Annotated in this window: 14 protein-coding genes; 3 read left to right on the top strand and 11 right to left on the bottom strand. The window is 62.3% G+C overall.

What is annotated here, in order from left to right; translation table 11 throughout:
- Positions 1-8 precede the first annotated feature (8 nt).
- On the bottom strand, positions 9-1,262 hold the full coding sequence (locus J5J10_RS13700) for a class I SAM-dependent RNA methyltransferase (RefSeq protein WP_211930301.1): 1,254 nt from the start codon (positions 1,260-1,262) through the stop codon (positions 9-11).
- Positions 1,259-2,023, bottom strand: a complete 765-nt coding sequence (locus tag J5J10_RS13695; RefSeq protein WP_211930300.1) for a TlyA family RNA methyltransferase — start codon at positions 2,021-2,023, stop codon at positions 1,259-1,261. The genes J5J10_RS13700 and J5J10_RS13695 overlap by 4 nt, the downstream gene beginning before the upstream one ends.
- A 183-nt stretch (positions 2,024-2,206) precedes the next feature.
- On the opposite strand from J5J10_RS13695, the gene J5J10_RS13690 reads away from it, so the two are divergent.
- Positions 2,207-3,211, top strand: coding sequence for a DUF4424 domain-containing protein (locus J5J10_RS13690; RefSeq protein WP_211930299.1), 1,005 nt, complete (start codon positions 2,207-2,209; stop codon positions 3,209-3,211).
- Positions 3,212-3,382: 171 nt separating this feature from the next.
- Complete coding sequence (locus J5J10_RS13685) at positions 3,383-5,299, top strand: methyl-accepting chemotaxis protein (RefSeq protein ID WP_211930298.1); 1,917 nt, start codon at positions 3,383-3,385, stop codon at positions 5,297-5,299.
- A 65-nt stretch (positions 5,300-5,364) separates the two neighbouring features.
- Here J5J10_RS13685 and J5J10_RS13680 read toward each other — a convergent pair whose 3' ends face one another.
- From J5J10_RS13680 to J5J10_RS13650, 7 genes are all read right to left on the bottom strand, one after another.
- Positions 5,365-5,610 carry a DUF2188 domain-containing protein gene (locus tag J5J10_RS13680; RefSeq protein ID WP_208548604.1) on the bottom strand — a complete coding sequence of 82 codons (246 nt, stop codon included), beginning with the start codon at positions 5,608-5,610 and terminating at the stop codon, positions 5,365-5,367.
- An 11-nt stretch (positions 5,611-5,621) separates the two neighbouring features.
- Complete coding sequence (locus tag J5J10_RS13675; RefSeq protein ID WP_211930297.1) at positions 5,622-5,957, bottom strand: hypothetical protein; 336 nt, start codon at positions 5,955-5,957, stop codon at positions 5,622-5,624.
- 72 nt (positions 5,958-6,029) lie between these two features.
- Positions 6,030-7,949 carry a 1-deoxy-D-xylulose-5-phosphate synthase gene (dxs, locus tag J5J10_RS13670; protein WP_211930296.1) on the bottom strand — a complete coding sequence of 640 codons (1,920 nt, stop codon included), beginning with the start codon at positions 7,947-7,949 and terminating at the stop codon, positions 6,030-6,032.
- Positions 7,950-8,040: 91 nt separating this feature from the next.
- Complete coding sequence (locus J5J10_RS13665) at positions 8,041-8,967, bottom strand: pirin family protein (RefSeq protein ID WP_211930295.1); 927 nt, start codon at positions 8,965-8,967, stop codon at positions 8,041-8,043.
- A 104-nt stretch (positions 8,968-9,071) separates the two neighbouring features.
- On the bottom strand, positions 9,072-9,434 hold the full coding sequence (locus J5J10_RS13660; RefSeq protein ID WP_211930294.1) for a DUF1850 domain-containing protein: 363 nt from the start codon (positions 9,432-9,434) through the stop codon (positions 9,072-9,074).
- Positions 9,431-11,539 carry a TRAP transporter permease gene (locus J5J10_RS13655; protein WP_211930293.1) on the bottom strand — a complete coding sequence of 703 codons (2,109 nt, stop codon included), beginning with the start codon at positions 11,537-11,539 and terminating at the stop codon, positions 9,431-9,433. Before J5J10_RS13655 ends, J5J10_RS13660 begins: the two co-directional genes overlap by 4 nt.
- Positions 11,540-11,618: 79 nt before the next feature.
- On the bottom strand, positions 11,619-12,572 hold the full coding sequence (locus J5J10_RS13650) for a TAXI family TRAP transporter solute-binding subunit (RefSeq protein ID WP_211930292.1): 954 nt from the start codon (positions 12,570-12,572) through the stop codon (positions 11,619-11,621).
- Positions 12,573-12,731: 159 nt separating this feature from the next.
- Here J5J10_RS13650 and J5J10_RS13645 point away from each other — a divergent pair, with 159 nt between their 5' ends.
- Positions 12,732-13,643 carry a homocysteine S-methyltransferase family protein gene (locus J5J10_RS13645; protein ID WP_211931242.1) on the top strand — a complete coding sequence of 304 codons (912 nt, stop codon included), beginning with the start codon at positions 12,732-12,734 and terminating at the stop codon, positions 13,641-13,643.
- Between the two features lie 8 nt (positions 13,644-13,651).
- Here the strand turns inward: J5J10_RS13645 and J5J10_RS13640 are convergent, their stop codons facing one another.
- Positions 13,652-13,900: an exodeoxyribonuclease VII small subunit gene (locus J5J10_RS13640; protein ID WP_208548611.1), complete on the bottom strand. Its 249-nt coding sequence runs from the start codon at positions 13,898-13,900 to the stop codon at positions 13,652-13,654.
- A gap of 2 nt (positions 13,901-13,902) precedes the next feature.
- A complete protein-coding gene (locus tag J5J10_RS13635; RefSeq protein ID WP_208548612.1) occupies positions 13,903-14,838 on the bottom strand; it encodes a histone deacetylase family protein in 936 nt (311 codons plus the stop codon).
- Positions 14,839-14,902 lie beyond the last annotated feature (64 nt).

Here is a 14,902-nt window from a genome sequence, read left to right as displayed (position 1 = left end):
GCGGAGCGTCAGCCCTTCGTCAGCGTTGCAACGACCTCCACGTGGGAAGACCAAAGGAACTGGTCGATCGGCGTCACCGTCTCGATCCGATAACTGCCCTCCGCGAGGATTGAAAGGTCGCGCGCCAGCGTCAGCGGATTGCAACTGACGGCAACGATCTTCTTTACCGACGAGCGGGCAAGTTCCTTGCACTGCGCCTCGGCCCCCGCACGCGGCGGATCGAACACCACCGCGTCGAAGGCCTTCAGTTCTTGCGTCATCAGCGGGCGTCGGAAGAGGTCGCGTTTCTCGGCCTTGACCGGTTTGAGCCCCTGGGCGTTGCGGGCCGCGTGATCAAGCGCCTTCATCGCCTTTTCGTCCGACTCGACGGCATGCACCTGACCCACCCGCGCAAGCCGCAATGAAAACGTCCCGGATCCGGCGAACAGGTCGGCAATGCGTTTGGCCTTGCCGACATGCGCCAGCACGAGTTCCGCCATCGCCTGCTCGGCCTTCTGGGTCGCCTGCACGAAGCCTCCCGGTGGCGGATTGACGGTCACGCCGCCAAAATCAAGTGCGGGCTTAACCGGCTCGATCAGGATTTCCCCGTTCGCCGAAACGCGTGCAATGCCACGCAGCGACAGCACGACCTGTGTTACCGCCCGTCGTTGTCCATCGGAAACCCCTTTGAGCCCATCCACCGCGATGTCGAGACCCGAAAGGGTTTCGAGAACGGTCATCCTGAACGGATCGGCGTTCGTTGACAGCGAGAAACCGATCTTGCGGATCGCTTCCAGCCGGGAAACGATTCCCGGCGAGGCGATCGGACATTCCGAGATCGCCACGATGTGATGGCTCTCCGACTGATGGAAGCCGAGAAGCAGACCCTTCTCGGTGCGGCGTGCGGCCAGCACCACCCGTCGTCTTTCGCCTGGCTCAGCTTCGATGATCGGCCGCACGTCGGCGGCTAGTCCCTTGGATTTCAGGGCGGAGATGACGAGGTCGCGCTTGAAGCCGGTGTAGAGCGGACGCGACATATGCTGCAGCGAACATCCGCCACATGTGCCGCCGTCTCCATCCGGTCCGAAATGGCGGCAGGGCGGCGCCACCCGTTCGGAGGACGCCTTCGCCATGGAAATGATCGTGCCTTGCGCCTTTACCCTGGCGATCGCGACGGTCTCGCCGGGCAGCGCGAACGGCACATAAACTGGGCCATTCTCGGCGTGGACAATGCCGTCGCCCTGGGCGCCAAGGCTGTCGATGGTGACTGTTTCGGCACTCATTCGGTCGTCTCCGGTTTCCGTCCCGCCAGCAGGAATTCCTGGTTGCCGTCGCCGCCCGCGATGGGCGAGGGGATGAGCCCTAGGCTTTCCCAGCCCATGTCCTCCACCAGCCATCGTTCCAGCTCGGCCGCCACGGCAGGTGCCGTTTCCGGCTCCTTCAGCAGCCCCGCTTTGCTGATGGCATCCCGGCCCGCCTCGAACTGCGGCTTGACCAGCAGAACGCATCGGGCACCGGGCTCTGCCATATCGAGGGCCGGCGGCAGGGCGAGCTTCAACGAGATGAAGGAGACGTCAGACACGACGAAGTCGATCTGCCTGTCCTCGATGTCCTCTGCCGTCATCGCGCGAGCGTTCAGTCCTTCGATATTGGTCACGCGCGGGTCGTCGGCGACGTCGGGGTGCATCTGCCCATGGCCGACATCTACCGCCGTGACATGGACTGCTCCACGTTCGAGCAGAACCTGCGTGAAGCCGCCGGTCGATGCGCCGACATCGAGACAGTTCTGGTCCCTCGGGCCGAGACCGAAATGATCGAGCGCTGCGACCAGCTTCAGTGCCGCACGCGAGACATAGGCTTGCGCCGGGTCGTCGATCTCGAAGCGATGCTCGTGCGAAAAGACCAGGGCTGGTTTCGTGACGGCCTTACCGTCCACCTTCACCGTCCCTCGCTGAATGGCGTCCCGGGCGCGGGCCCGGCTCGGAAACAGGTTGAGGGCGACGAGCAACTGATCGAGGCGCTGGGGTTCTGGTGGCTTCTGCATGGCCCGTCATGGCTGCGGATGGCGCGACTTGCAAGGCTTTTGTGCGCGGCGCCTCTGCCGATGACGAACGTAAACAAGCAGCAATGCAAATAGACCCTATTCCGGTCGTTGACAGTTTGCCGCTTTGGTCTCTAACTCGCCGCCATCAGCTCGCGCAGGCGATGCTTCTTGGGGGACGTGACGATGGTGAAATCCTTTCTTGCCTTGGCGACAGGCACTTTGATGGCTGGCTCCTGCCTTGCCAACGACACGATGGCGGAAGTGAAAGGCGGCGGGCTCGTTTACGTCGTGTCGCCGGACGTGACCATGGCCGAGGAGGATCTCTTCATTTCGCCGACCAAGGTCACGGTCGACTATGTCTTCCGCAACCAGGGGAACGAAGACGTGGAGGCAACCATTGCCTTCCCCATGCCGGACATCAAGGGCGACCCAAATACGAACGTCGCCATTCCGGACTTTGAAGTGGATAACTTCCTTGGCTTTTCGGTAACCCAGGACGGAGAAGAGATCGAACCCGAGCTGCAGCAGCGGGTGTTGAGCGCGACTGGCGTCGATGTGACCGACGAACTTACCGAACGCGGCGTTCCGCTGCTGCCAATGAGCGATGCCGCGCGCGCCGCTCTTGCCGAGCTTCCGGAGGACGTTCTGGCGGACTGGCTCGTCCGCGGTATTATCATGAAGGATGAGTATGATGCCGGCAATGGCTGGGAAAGCCATCCGACCCCGATCTGGACGCTGCGTTCGGTATATCACTGGCGCACGACATTCCCGGCCGGTGAGGACGTCAACGTCCATCACGAATACAAACCCGGCGTCGGTGGCACGACCGCCATCAGCTTCCTGTATGATGGGAAGCCGAACGACTACAACTTCGAGGACTACAAGACCCGCTATTGCATGGACGATGGCTTTGTCCGCACCGCCACCAAACTCCAGAAGGCGTCGGAGGGTGGCCAGGGACCTTATTACATGGAGCAATGGCTGTCCTACATCCTGACGACCGGCGGGAACTGGGCGGGTTCGATCGGCAAGTTCCGCCTGACGGTCGACAAGGGCTCGGAGAAGAGTTTCATCTCGTTCTGCGGCAAGAATGTGAAGAAGACCGGGCCGACGACCTTCGAGATGACGGCGACGGATTTCTTCCCGGAAAAGGACCTGCAATTTCTTCTGCTTGTCCCGGTTGAGTAAACGGCTCGATCTCTCCATCTGCTAACCAAATGATAACGGCACGCGGCTTTAATGGCGCCGGTGGAGCGCGCGCCCGCGTTCACCGGATGCCAGACACGCCGGTGGCTCAAGCGTCCGGGTGAACAGTGGCAGCGATATCGGCCGTCTGGTTCCTTCCTGATGAGTAATCCCATGTCGTTGAAAAACCTTTCCCTGAGCAAGAAGCTGATCCTGACGTTCGTCGGCATCATGGCGAGCTGCTTCCTGGCAACCGCCATTGTCTTCGTCGAGCAGTACCGAGCGCGTCTTGCCTCCGAAGAGCTGGTGAAATCGGAACAGATTCTGGCCCAGTCGGACCTGGCGCTCGAGGCAATGCTCGAGCAGGTCGCGAACCAGCGCGGTTTCCTCCTGCTTGGCAGCGACAGCACCTACAATGGCGTCCTGGCGAATCGTGAGAAGATGCTGACCAATCTCGCGGAGGCGAAGCGGGTCGCGGCCGGCGAGCCAGCGATCATCGCTTCGCTGGATGCTATGCAGCAGGCTGCGGATGCCTTCCACAACCAGCTGACCGTCCCTCAGCTTGCCGCCCGTAAGGCAGGCGCGCCGCTTGAGGACGTTACAGAACTCGGCCATGATGCGGGTGGGCAGATCGATGCATTCCGCAGCGAAGCGGCGAAGATCAAGGAACTGGTTGGTCAGCTCTCCGCCAGGAACCATGCCGCCCTCGAAAGCGCGCACTTTCAGTTGCAGATGGCGCTTCTGGTTGGCGGCGGCATCGCAGGTGTTGTCGCCGTCGTGCTTATCTGGCTCCTCGCCGGCGCCATCGTCACGCCGATCGTTGGCATGACGCAAGCCATGACCCGCCTGGCGTCCGGTGACCATAATGTTGAGATTCCGGCTCTCGATCGCGGCGACGAGGTCGGCCAGATGGCAAAGGCCGTCGTCGTCTTCAAGGACGCAGCCGTCGAAAAGCTTCGCCTCTCCAACGAAACCGAGGCCATGCGCGCCGCTTCCGAAGAGGAGCGCCGGCGCGCTGAAGCCGAGAAAGCGAGGGAAGCCGCCGAAGTAACCTTCGCGGTGGATAATCTGGCACGCGGTCTGTCGGCGCTCGCCGAAGGCAACGTGGCCTATCGTCTCAATGAGCCGTTTACCGGCCGGCTTGATGAGTTGCGCACCAACTTCAACGCCTCCCTCGACAAGCTTCTGTCCGCCCTGACCGCTGTCGGGCAGACGGCATCGGCAATCAATGCCGGCGCAGCCGAGATCCGCTCCGCCACCAACGACCTCGCCAAGCGCACCGAGCAGCAGGCCGCGTCGATCGAGCAGACGGCGGCCGCACTCGAAGAGGTCACGACGACGACCAAGGACAATGCCGCGCGCGCCGAGAATGTTGGCCACCTCGTGACCACCACCCGCACAGGTGCCGAACGATCCGGTGAGGTTGTTCGCAACGCGGTGGCTGCCATGACGGAGATCGAGACATCCTCCGGCGAGATCGGAAACATCATCGGCGTGATCGAGGACATTGCCTTCCAGACCAATCTGCTTGCGCTGAACGCAGGCGTCGAAGCGGCACGCGCCGGAGAGGCCGGAAAGGGCTTCGCTGTCGTGGCTCAGGAGGTGCGCGCGCTCGCCGAACGGTCGGCCAACGCGGCCAAGGAGATCAAGACTCTGATCGCGAAGTCTTCCGAGCATGTGGGCAACGGCGTGACGCTTGTCGGCGAGACCGGTCGGGAACTCGAAAAAATCGTCGCCGCCGTTCAGGACATCAGCGAACACGTCGCTGCCATCGTAACCTCCAGCCGCGAGCAGTCGACCGGCCTTTCCGAGATCAACAGTGCCGTCAACGCGATGGATCATGGCACGCAGCAGAACGCTGCCATGGTGGAGGAACAGACCGCCGCAAGCCACGGCCTTGCGTCCCAGGCGGAGGCACTGGCCGACCTGCTGCGTCAGTTCAAGCTCGCCGAAGGTGCCATCGGCACGCGTCCCGCGGCCGCCAGATCGTCCGCTCCGACCTCACCCGCGGGCGCTCTCGCCAACCGCGTCGCCCGAGCCTTCTCCGGTGGTTCCGCGGCGGCGGCGAAGCAGGAATGGTCGGAGTTCTGACAACAGAGCTGAAACGCAAAAAAAAGCCGGCTTCGAGCCGGCTTTTTCATTTTATAACAATGGTGTCAGACGTCATCCTCAACATCGGTAACGGGTCTGTCTGCACCGTCGGCGTGTTCACTCCGCCACTGTCCGCTTTCATCCTGATAGCTGATTTCAGCGTCGCTCCCGGAAAGCCGGTGCTCAGCTGCTGCGACCCGAGCTGCTTCCAGGGCTTCCTCGTGCGTGGGAAACGGTTCCGAGTAGACGTCGTCCACCCGGTAAGCATAACCATCGTCATGGGCAACCACGTGGTAGACGACCTCGCTCATCACGACGCCCCTCAGTTCCAGCGCCAGCGGGAATCACGTTCCGGAGTATGGCCCTGGCCGAGCAGGTAGCCGATGACACCACCAATGAGGCCGATGGTCAGCAGGGCTGTCGATGTGGCAGTGGGATGTTCCCGGGCGATTCTCGCCACGCTGCTGGCTTCGTCGCGCGCATAGGACGCGGCGTTGCGGGCGCGGTCGGATGCCTGACGCATCGCGATGCTGCCGCGTTCGCGGATATCGTCCGCTGCAGTGCGGCCCTCTGTTCCGATCATGTCCTTGAAATGTAGAACCTGCGCTTCGAGGCTCTTCAGTTCCTTCATCAGGTCGCGATTGTTCAGGCTCGCCATTTGGATGTCTCCTGTCGTTGAAAAACTCGACAGGGGAACGCAACGAACTCTCGATTGTTCCGCCTTACGGCGTCAACGAAGGACGCCGAGCCCGCGCTCGGTACCGGCCAAGGCGGCGAACACCTTGGATACGATGGCGGGGCTATCAAGCCCAGCCTTGGCATACATCGTTTCCGGCTTAGCCTGATCCATCCATATATCGGGCATGACCATCGAACGGACCCGCAGGCCGTTGTCGAGAAGTCCTTCGTTGACGAGGAAGTGCAGCACCTGCGAACCGAAGCCGCCGACCGACCCTTCCTCGACTGTAATTAGCACGGCGTGCTCGCGCGCAAGACGTCGAACCAGGTCGGCGTCGAGCGGCTTGGCGAAGCGGGCATCGGCGACGGTGGTCGAAAGACCGGCGGCATCGAGATCCTCGGCCGCCAGCAGGCAATCCGCGAGCCGCGTGCCGAACGACAGCAGCGCCACCTTCGTACCTTCCTTGACGATCCGCCCCTTGCCGATCTCGAGAATCTCGCCACGTTCGGGCAATTGCACGCCAACACCTTCGCCGCGCGGATAGCGGAACGAGATCGGGCCGTCGTCGTAGGCGGCGGCGGTCCGCACCATATGCTTGAGTTCTGCTTCATCGGCTGCCGCCATCACGACGAAGCCGGGAAGGCAGGCGAGGAAGGCCGTATCGAAAGAGCCCGCGTGTGTCGGGCCGTCGGCGCCGACGAAACCGGCGCGATCTATCGGGAACCGCACCGGCAGTCCTTGGATTGCAACGTCGTGTACCACCTGATCGTAGCCACGCTGCAGGAAGGTCGAATAGATCGCGCAGAACGGCTTGTAGCCTTCGGCCGCGAGGCCGGCGGCGAACGTTACCGCGTGTTGTTCCGCGATGCCGACATCGAAGGTCCGGGCGGGAAATAGCTCTTGCAGCTTGTCGAGGCCCGTGCCGGACGGCATGGCCGCCGTGATGCCGACGATCTTGTCGTCATGCGTCGCTTCCTGCACCAGCGCTTCTCCGAAAACCGCCGTATAGCTCGGCGCGTTCGGCTTTGCCTTGGCCTGCGTTCCGGTAATGACGTCGAACTTGTTGACCCCATGATACTTGTCGGCCGCGGCCTCGGCTGGCGGATAGCCCTTGCCCTTCTGGGTCACCACGTGGATCAGCACCGGGCCCTTGCCGTTATCGCGGACATTGCGCAGCACGGGCAGCAGGTGTTCGAAGGAATGTCCGTCGATCGGTCCGATATGGTAGAAACCCATCTCCTCGAACATCGTGCCGCCGGTCACGTAGCCGCGAGCATGCTCGACCGCACGCGTAATCGCCCGGTCTATGTTCTTGCCGAGATAGGCTGTCAGCTTCTTGCCGAACTCGCGGAAGCCCATATAGGTCCGCCCGGAGGCAAGGCGCGCGAGATACGCGCTCATGGCCCCCGTTGGCGGGGCAATCGACATGTCGTTGTCGTTGAGGATGACGATCAGCCGCGCGTCGAGCGCACCCGCATTGTTCAGCGCCTCGTAAGCCATGCCGGCACTCAGGGCGCCGTCACCGATCACTGCGATGACCTTTCTGTCGGTCTTCGAAAGATCGGCCGCAACCGCCATGCCGAGACCGGCGGAGATCGATGTGGAGGAGTGCGCCGCGCCAAACGGATCGTATTCGCTCTCCGCACGCTTGGTGAAGCCGGACAGCCCGTCTTCCTGGCGCAAGGTCCTGATACGGTCCCGGCGGCCGGTGAGAATCTTGTGCGGATAACACTGGTGGCCGACGTCGAAGATCAGCCGGTCATCGGGGGTGTTGAAAACTTTGTGGATCGCGATCGTCAGTTCGACGACGCCGAGACCCGCGCCCAGATGCCCGCCCGTTTTCGACACGGCGTCGATCATCTCGTCGCGCACTTCGCGGGCAAGCTGCGGCAGATCCTTGTCCTCGACGGCGCGAAGATCGGCGGGCAGCTTCACCGTGTCCAGGAGCGGCGTATCGGGAAGGGATGTCACGGGCTCTTGCCTCTTTTTGCGTCTTTCGGGTCGGCGATATCATCCCCTGACCATCAGGGCAAATCTTCGGCACCAACCGCTTATATAGACGTCAAAAGCCCTCGGGCAAAGGCACGAATTCCTCTTCGTCACCCGGTACGATGTCGAAGCGTCCGGTTCTCCACTCTTCCTTCGCCTGTTCGATCCGCTCTTTCGACGACGAGACGAAGTTCCACCAGATGTATCGTTTGGAGTTCAGCGTCGCGCCCCCGAAGAGCATCACGTGACAGCCTTGGGCGCCTCCTTCGAGCGTGATAGGATCGCCGGGGCGGAAGACGAGCAACTGGTCGGGCGCGAACCGGTCGCCGGCAACGACCAGTTCTCCGGATAGAATGTAGACGGCCCGTTCCTCCTGCGTCGCGTCGAAGGGAAATCGTCCGCCGGCAGTCAGCGTGACGTCCACGTAAAGCGTGTCGGAGAAGGCTTTGACCGGCGAACTCAAGCCCCCGGTCGAGCCGATCACGACGCGTCCTGTTGCCCCGTCCGCATCGAAATCCGGCATGGCGCTGCGGGCTGTATGCGAAAAAGCTGGATCGATCTCCTCCTGCGCATCGGGCAAGGCGAGCCAGGTCTGCAGGCCGGAGATCGAGAGCGGCCCGCCGCGCAGGTTTTCCGGGGTACGTTCGGAATGCACGATGCCGCGGCCGGCGGTCATCAGATTGATGTCGCCGGGTTCGATCACCAGTTCTGTGCCGAGACTGTCGCGGTGCTTGATCTCGCCGTCGAAAAGATAGGTCACCGTGGAAAGGCCGATATGCGGATGTGGCTTCACATCGAGCGCTTCGCCCGGCTTGAGGATCGCCGGCCCCATTCTGTCGAAAAAGATGAAGGGACCGACAAGCCGTCTCTTGGCGGTCGGCAGCGCGCGCCGCACGGCGAAGCCGCCGATATCGCTGGAGCGGGGAATGATCAGGTTCTCGATGGCATCGCACGCGAAGGCGTCGCCGGGCAGGGGGTCGTTTCCGGGAAAGAAGGACATGATGCACCTCGTGTTTCAGCTGCGGTGAGACTAACACGTCGCGACGGCCGACATAGTGCCCTCTGGCGGAACGGTGTGTCTTCAGACACGCACCGGAGTGCTGTTCATTTCGAACAGGGTGTGATCACGCTGTCCTCGCCGGGCTTCTCTCCAAGCGTCAGGCATCCCTGTGAATGGCACAGTCGCCAGCCCCCGACCGTCGCGCCCGACGATGCCAGTCGGAGCTCCGGGATGGTGGGAAGCTTGGGCGCCCAAGTCCACCAGCCGTTTTCCAACCGGGCATTCTCTCCAGGCTCCATGCCGGCTCCTGAACCTTTGACCGACGCCATCTGCAATTCCAGGCCCGCCTCCGTCACGACCCAGTTCTCTCTCCATTCGATCTTCTCGACGGAATGAACCCACGAGAGAGAGAAGGCTACTGCCGGTATGACAATGGCTTTTCCGGCTATTGCGATGCAGAGGCTCATGCAACGCCTGTCGGAGGCGGGCCCGTTTCGGTCCGGACACCGTCACGTCCCGGGAATTTCCAGGCGAGGAAGCCGAAGAGGAATACGAGTGCGAAGCCGATTTCGTCGGTGATCGGCATGGCTGCGACCAGGAAGAAGGCCGCCATGACAGCGACGATCCGATGCAGCACCGGCAGCGGCGCGTTGAAATAGCCGATGACAGCCACGCCCCAAAGGCCGATGGACAGGCCGGCTTTTATGACAATGTAGATCACGGCGAGGGGATAGCCGATCGCGTTCGCAAGTGCCCCTCCATCCTGCAACATCAGCGCCGGCGTATAGACCGCCATGAACGGGATCACGAATCCGGCCGCCGCCACCTTCACTGCCTCAAGCGAAATCCTCAGCCCCGACTCCTTGGCAATGGGAGCAGCCGCGAAACAGGCCAGCGCCACCGGCGGCGTCAGGTCGGCGAGGATGCCGAAGTAGAAGACGAACATGTGGCTGACGATCAGCGGCACCCCGAGTTCCAGCAATGCGGGTCCGGCGATCGACGAGGTGATGATGTAGTTCGGGATCGTCGGGATACCCATACCGAGCACGATGCAGGTGATCATGGTCAGCACCAGCGACAGGAAAAGACTGTGGGCTCCCACCGCGACCACGAACTGGCCGAAGGTATTGGCGGCCCCGGTCAACGTCATCGTTCCCACGATGATGCCGACCACCGCGCAGGCGATCCCGACCGGCAGCGCCGTCTTCGCCCCGTCCGCCAGACTGTCGACGCTGAGCTTCAGCGCCTGCCGCCCTCCGGATGTCACCGCATTCCAGGCAATCAGGATCAGGATCGCGATCAGCACGGCATTGAACCCGTACCGGAAGAACGCGGCGCCGGCGATGCCGACGCCGATCCAGAAGATGGTTCGGATCACGATGTTCGGCAGGCCGAGCGCGATCGAACTGCCGAGCACCAGCAGCATGGTGAGCGCAAGCCCCGCTGTTCCGGCAAAGAGCGGCGTGTAGCCCGAGAACAGCAGCCAGACGAGGGCGATGAGCGGCAGCAGCAGATACCATTGCTCGCGGATTGCCCGAAGTGGGGAGGGCAGTTGCGCCGGGTCGAGCCCCATCAGACCGCGCTTGCCAGCCTCCAGATGCACCATCCAGAAAACCGAAGCGAAGTAGAGGATAGCCGGAATGAGGGCCGCCTTCACGATCTCGGCATATTCCACGCCCAGCGTCTCGGCCATGATGAACGCGACGGCACCCATGACCGGCGGCATGATCTGCCCGCCCATTGATGAGGTGGCTTCGACCCCGCCCGCGAAGGCCGGCCGGTAGCCGAAACGCTTCATCAGCGGGATGGTGAACTGGCCCGTCGTAACGACATTCGCCACGCCTGAACCCGAAATCGTTCCCATCAATCCCGACGAGATGACCGAAACCTTTGCCGGTCCTCCGCGCTTGTGACCGACCAGACCGAGCGAGACATCGGTGAAGAGCTTGATCATGCCGGCACGCTCGAGGAAGGAACCGAACAGGATGAACAGAAAGATATAGGTCGAAGACACATAGGTCGGCACGCCGTAGATGCCCTCGGTGCCATAGGCCATGTGGTCGATCACCTGGGCGAAGTCGTAACCTCGGTGATTGAGCGGCGCCGGCAAATATTGCCCGAAGAAGCAGTAGGCGAGGAAGATACCGGAAATGATCGGCAGCGCCGGCCCCATGATCAGCCAGGAGGCGGCAAAAACGGTGAAGATCGCGACCACGCCAAAATAAAGGTCCCTCGGTTCGAGGTCTCCGGCGCGGAATATCAGGTCCTCGTATTCGATGAACTGGTAGGCAGCGACAGCGACGCCCAACGCCGCGAGCAGCCAGGCGAGCGCCGTGAACAGCGCCCCTTGCCGAAGATTGGCCATGACCAGCGGAAAGCCGAGCAGCAGCAGGAAACCGACATGCAACGCCCGAACGACCTGGCTCGGCATGTCGACGAGATGGGCCGCCGTTGCGATCTGGAAGAGTGAGAAGACGATCGCTATGCCGTAGAGAAGCCTGCCTTCGATCGTTGCTGGAAACCGCTGTTCGTGACTGTCAGGCGTAACCGCCGCATCGGTTGAGGCGCTCATGGCAAACCCGTCGAAGGATAAGGCTGAGAACCCGGGAGACCTGCGGGCCTCCCGGAAGGATTTTCATCGGCTGCCGCGCTCAGAGCAGGCCCTTTTCCTTGTAGTACCGCTCGGCCCCCGGGTGCAGCGGGATCGGCATGCCCTTGGTGGCATCTTCCAGCTTGATGTCCTTGGCTGCGTTGTGTGCGGCCAGCATGTCCGGCAGGTTTTCGAACAACTGCTTGGTCATCTCGTAGGCAAGGTCGTCGGACACATCTGAGTGCGTGACCAGGAAGTTGACGACGGCGACCGTCGGCACATCTGCCGTCTGGCCCTCGTAGGTGCCGGCCGGGATCGTGGCGGCGATATAGGGGGCGCCGAGTGTGTTGGCGACGTCTGCCGGAACAGCGACCAGCGATACCGGAAGCGAGGTGGAAAGGTCCTTCAGCGAAGCGACCCCGAGACCCGCCGATTGCAACGTCGCATCGAGCTGGCGGTTCTTGATCAGTTCCACCGATTCTGCGAACGGCAGGTATTCCGTCTTGCCAAGATCGTCATAGCTCATGCTTGCGGCGCCGAGGATAGCGCGCGCGTTGAGTTCAGTGCCTGATTTCGGCGCACCGACAGAAATGCTCTTGCCCTTGAGATCGGCGAGCGAGGTGATGCCGGACTCTTGCGTGGCGACGATCTGGATGTAGTTCGGATAGATGGCGGCGATGCCGCGCAACTTGTCGAGTGGTGCCTTGAAGCCCGCATCCGCATTGCCTTCGGCGGCGAGTTTGACGCTGTCGCCGAGCGAGAAGCCGATTTCGCCCTTGCCCTGCTGCAGGAGGTTGAGGTTTTCAACCGAGGCCTTGGTCGCCTGCACCTGCGTGCGAACATCAGGAATTTTCTCGCCGTAAATCTTCGAAAGCGCCACGCCGAGCGGATAGTAGACGCCGGACGTGCCGCCCGTCAGGACATTGATGAACTGTTCCGCCCTCGCCGCGCCGCCGACCATTGTCGCAGCGATGAGCGAGCCTGCAATGACTTTGGAAATTGTGCTGATCTTCATGATGGTCCTCCCAAACCAGTCTGCCGATGACGTCATCATGGGGACGCCACGCGGCTGCGTCAATCTTCGTCATGCGTTTTTAGCAAGGCTCCGCGATTGTTGACGGTCGGCATTGCAAGCGTCATCAGTGCTTTTGACGAAGCGGTGGAGCGAATGAAGATGAACGGATTGCGGGTTCTCGATGGTGGAATGAGCCGTGAGCTTGTCAGACTGGGAGCGGAATTGAAGCAACCGGAGTGGTCGGCGCTGGCCCTGATGGACGCGCCGGATATTGTGCGACAGGTCCACGAGGAGTTCATCGCAGCAGGCGCCGATGTGGTCACCACAAACAGCTATGCACTCGTCCCGTTCCATATCGGAGAGGAGCGGTTTCGGGCGCGGGGCGCGGAGCTCATCCGTCTGTCCGGCAAGCTGGCGCGAGAGGCGGCCGAATCCGCAGCGACCGAAGTGCTTGTCGCCGGTTCGCTGCCGCCGATCTTCGGTTCATACGAACCAGAGCGCTTCGATGCGGAGCGCGTGCAGGGTTATCTCTCGGTGCTGGTCGAAAATCTGGCGCCCTTCGTTGATGTGTGGCTCGGCGAAACGTTGAGCCTCATAGCGGAAGGTGACGCGGTGCGCGTCGCCGTCGCGGGCACCGGCAAGCCCTTCTGGATCTCCTACACGCTGGCCGACGACCCCCTGCAACTCTCGGGTAGCGAGCCGAAGTTGCGGTCCGGCGAGACGGTGCGGGAGGCGGCGAACTGGGCGGCCCGCTCGGGCGCGTCGGCGCTTCTCTTCAACTGCGCGAAGCCGGAGGTCATGCAGGCCGCCGTCGAAACGGCCTCGGCGGTCTTCCGGGAGGCGGGAGCAAATCTGGAGATCGGGGTCTACGCCAATGCCTTCGAAACCGAAGTCGGAGAGCATGCCGCCAATGAGGGGTTGAGCAGCACGCGGGAAGACCTGAACGGTGATGTCTATTCCCGATTCGCCTGCACCTGGGCGGATGCCGGCGCAACGCTCATCGGCGGCTGCTGCGGCATCGGGGCAGCGCACATTCACAGGGTGTCGGAGACGTTGAAGGCGAGGGGCTAAGCGCTCTGCTATTCCCGATCTAGGGGCTCGGTGCCCTGCGGCTTGCCCGCGCGGTCGAGGCGAATCTTCTCGATCCGGTTTTCGGCAGCAGACAGGAGCGTCTCGCAGTGCTTCTTCAAAAGCTCGCCGCGCTCGTAGATCGAGATCGACTCGTCCAGCGCCACATCGCCGCGTTCAAGCCGCGCCACGATACTTTCGAGTTCCGCCACAGCCTTCTCGAACGAATAGGACGCGATGTCGCCTGCCGTCTCGGTCATACTCAACCCTTCATCAGTCTCAGGATATGCAGGCCTGCCGATTCGGCGAGGCCCTCCAGATCATAGCCGCCTTCGAGTAGGCTGACGACCCGGTTATGGGCAAATCTGTCGGCGACTTCCATCAGTCGCCCCGTCGCCCAGTCGAAATCCTCGCCGACCAGATTGATCTGCGCCAGCGGATCGCGATGATGCGCGTCGAAGCCGGCCGAGATCAGGATCAGGTCGGGCGAGAAGTCGTTGAGCGCGGTCAGCACCCGAGATTTGAACGCCTCGCGGAAGTGATCCGAGCCGACATTGGGCGACAGCGGCGCGTTGACGATATTGTTCTTCACGCCTGTTTCGTCCCTGGCGCCGCTGCCCGGATAGAGCGGCATCTGGTGGGTCGAGCAGAACAGCACTGACGGGTCGTCCCAGAAGATGTCCTGGGTGCCGTTGCCGTGGTGTACGTCCCAGTCGACGATCGCGACCCGCTCGACACCATGGACGCGCTGCGCATGGCGGGCGGCGATCGCAACAGTGTTGAAGAAGCAGAACCCCATGGCCTTCGCCTTTTCGGCATGGTGTCCCGGAGGCCGGGCAGCCAGAAAAGCGTTGTCGGCCACGCCGGTCATCACGTCATCGACGGCTGCCATCGCGCCGCCGATCGCCGTCAGCGCCGCCTGCAGGCTTTTGGGAGAGGCATATGTATCGGCCTCGATCTGGTTGATCTCGCCCTCTTCTTCCGGGATTTGCCGCATCACCGAGAACAGATGTTCCTCCGGATGGGCGAGCGTCACCGCATCCTCGTTGGCTTGCGGCGCGTCCTTCCTGTCGAGCCCGGAAAAATGAGGATGTCCAAGCGCGACGTTGAGCGCTCGGATGCGGTCGATCCGCTCGGGATGCCCGGCCGGCGTCACGTGTTCGAGAAAGATCGGATGTTCGTAAAGGCGCGTCGTCATCGTCTATCCCTTGTGGGCCTTACCATAGGCAGCCGTTCCGGTGGGGTCTACTGGAGGTCGTTCC

The sequence above is a fragment of the Ciceribacter sp. L1K23 genome, from assembly GCF_018122705.1.
Lineage (GTDB): Bacteria > Pseudomonadota > Alphaproteobacteria > Rhizobiales > Rhizobiaceae > Allorhizobium.
The sequence above is the reverse complement of the archived record's forward strand: the minus strand, read 5'-3'. Positions and strand labels throughout refer to the sequence as shown.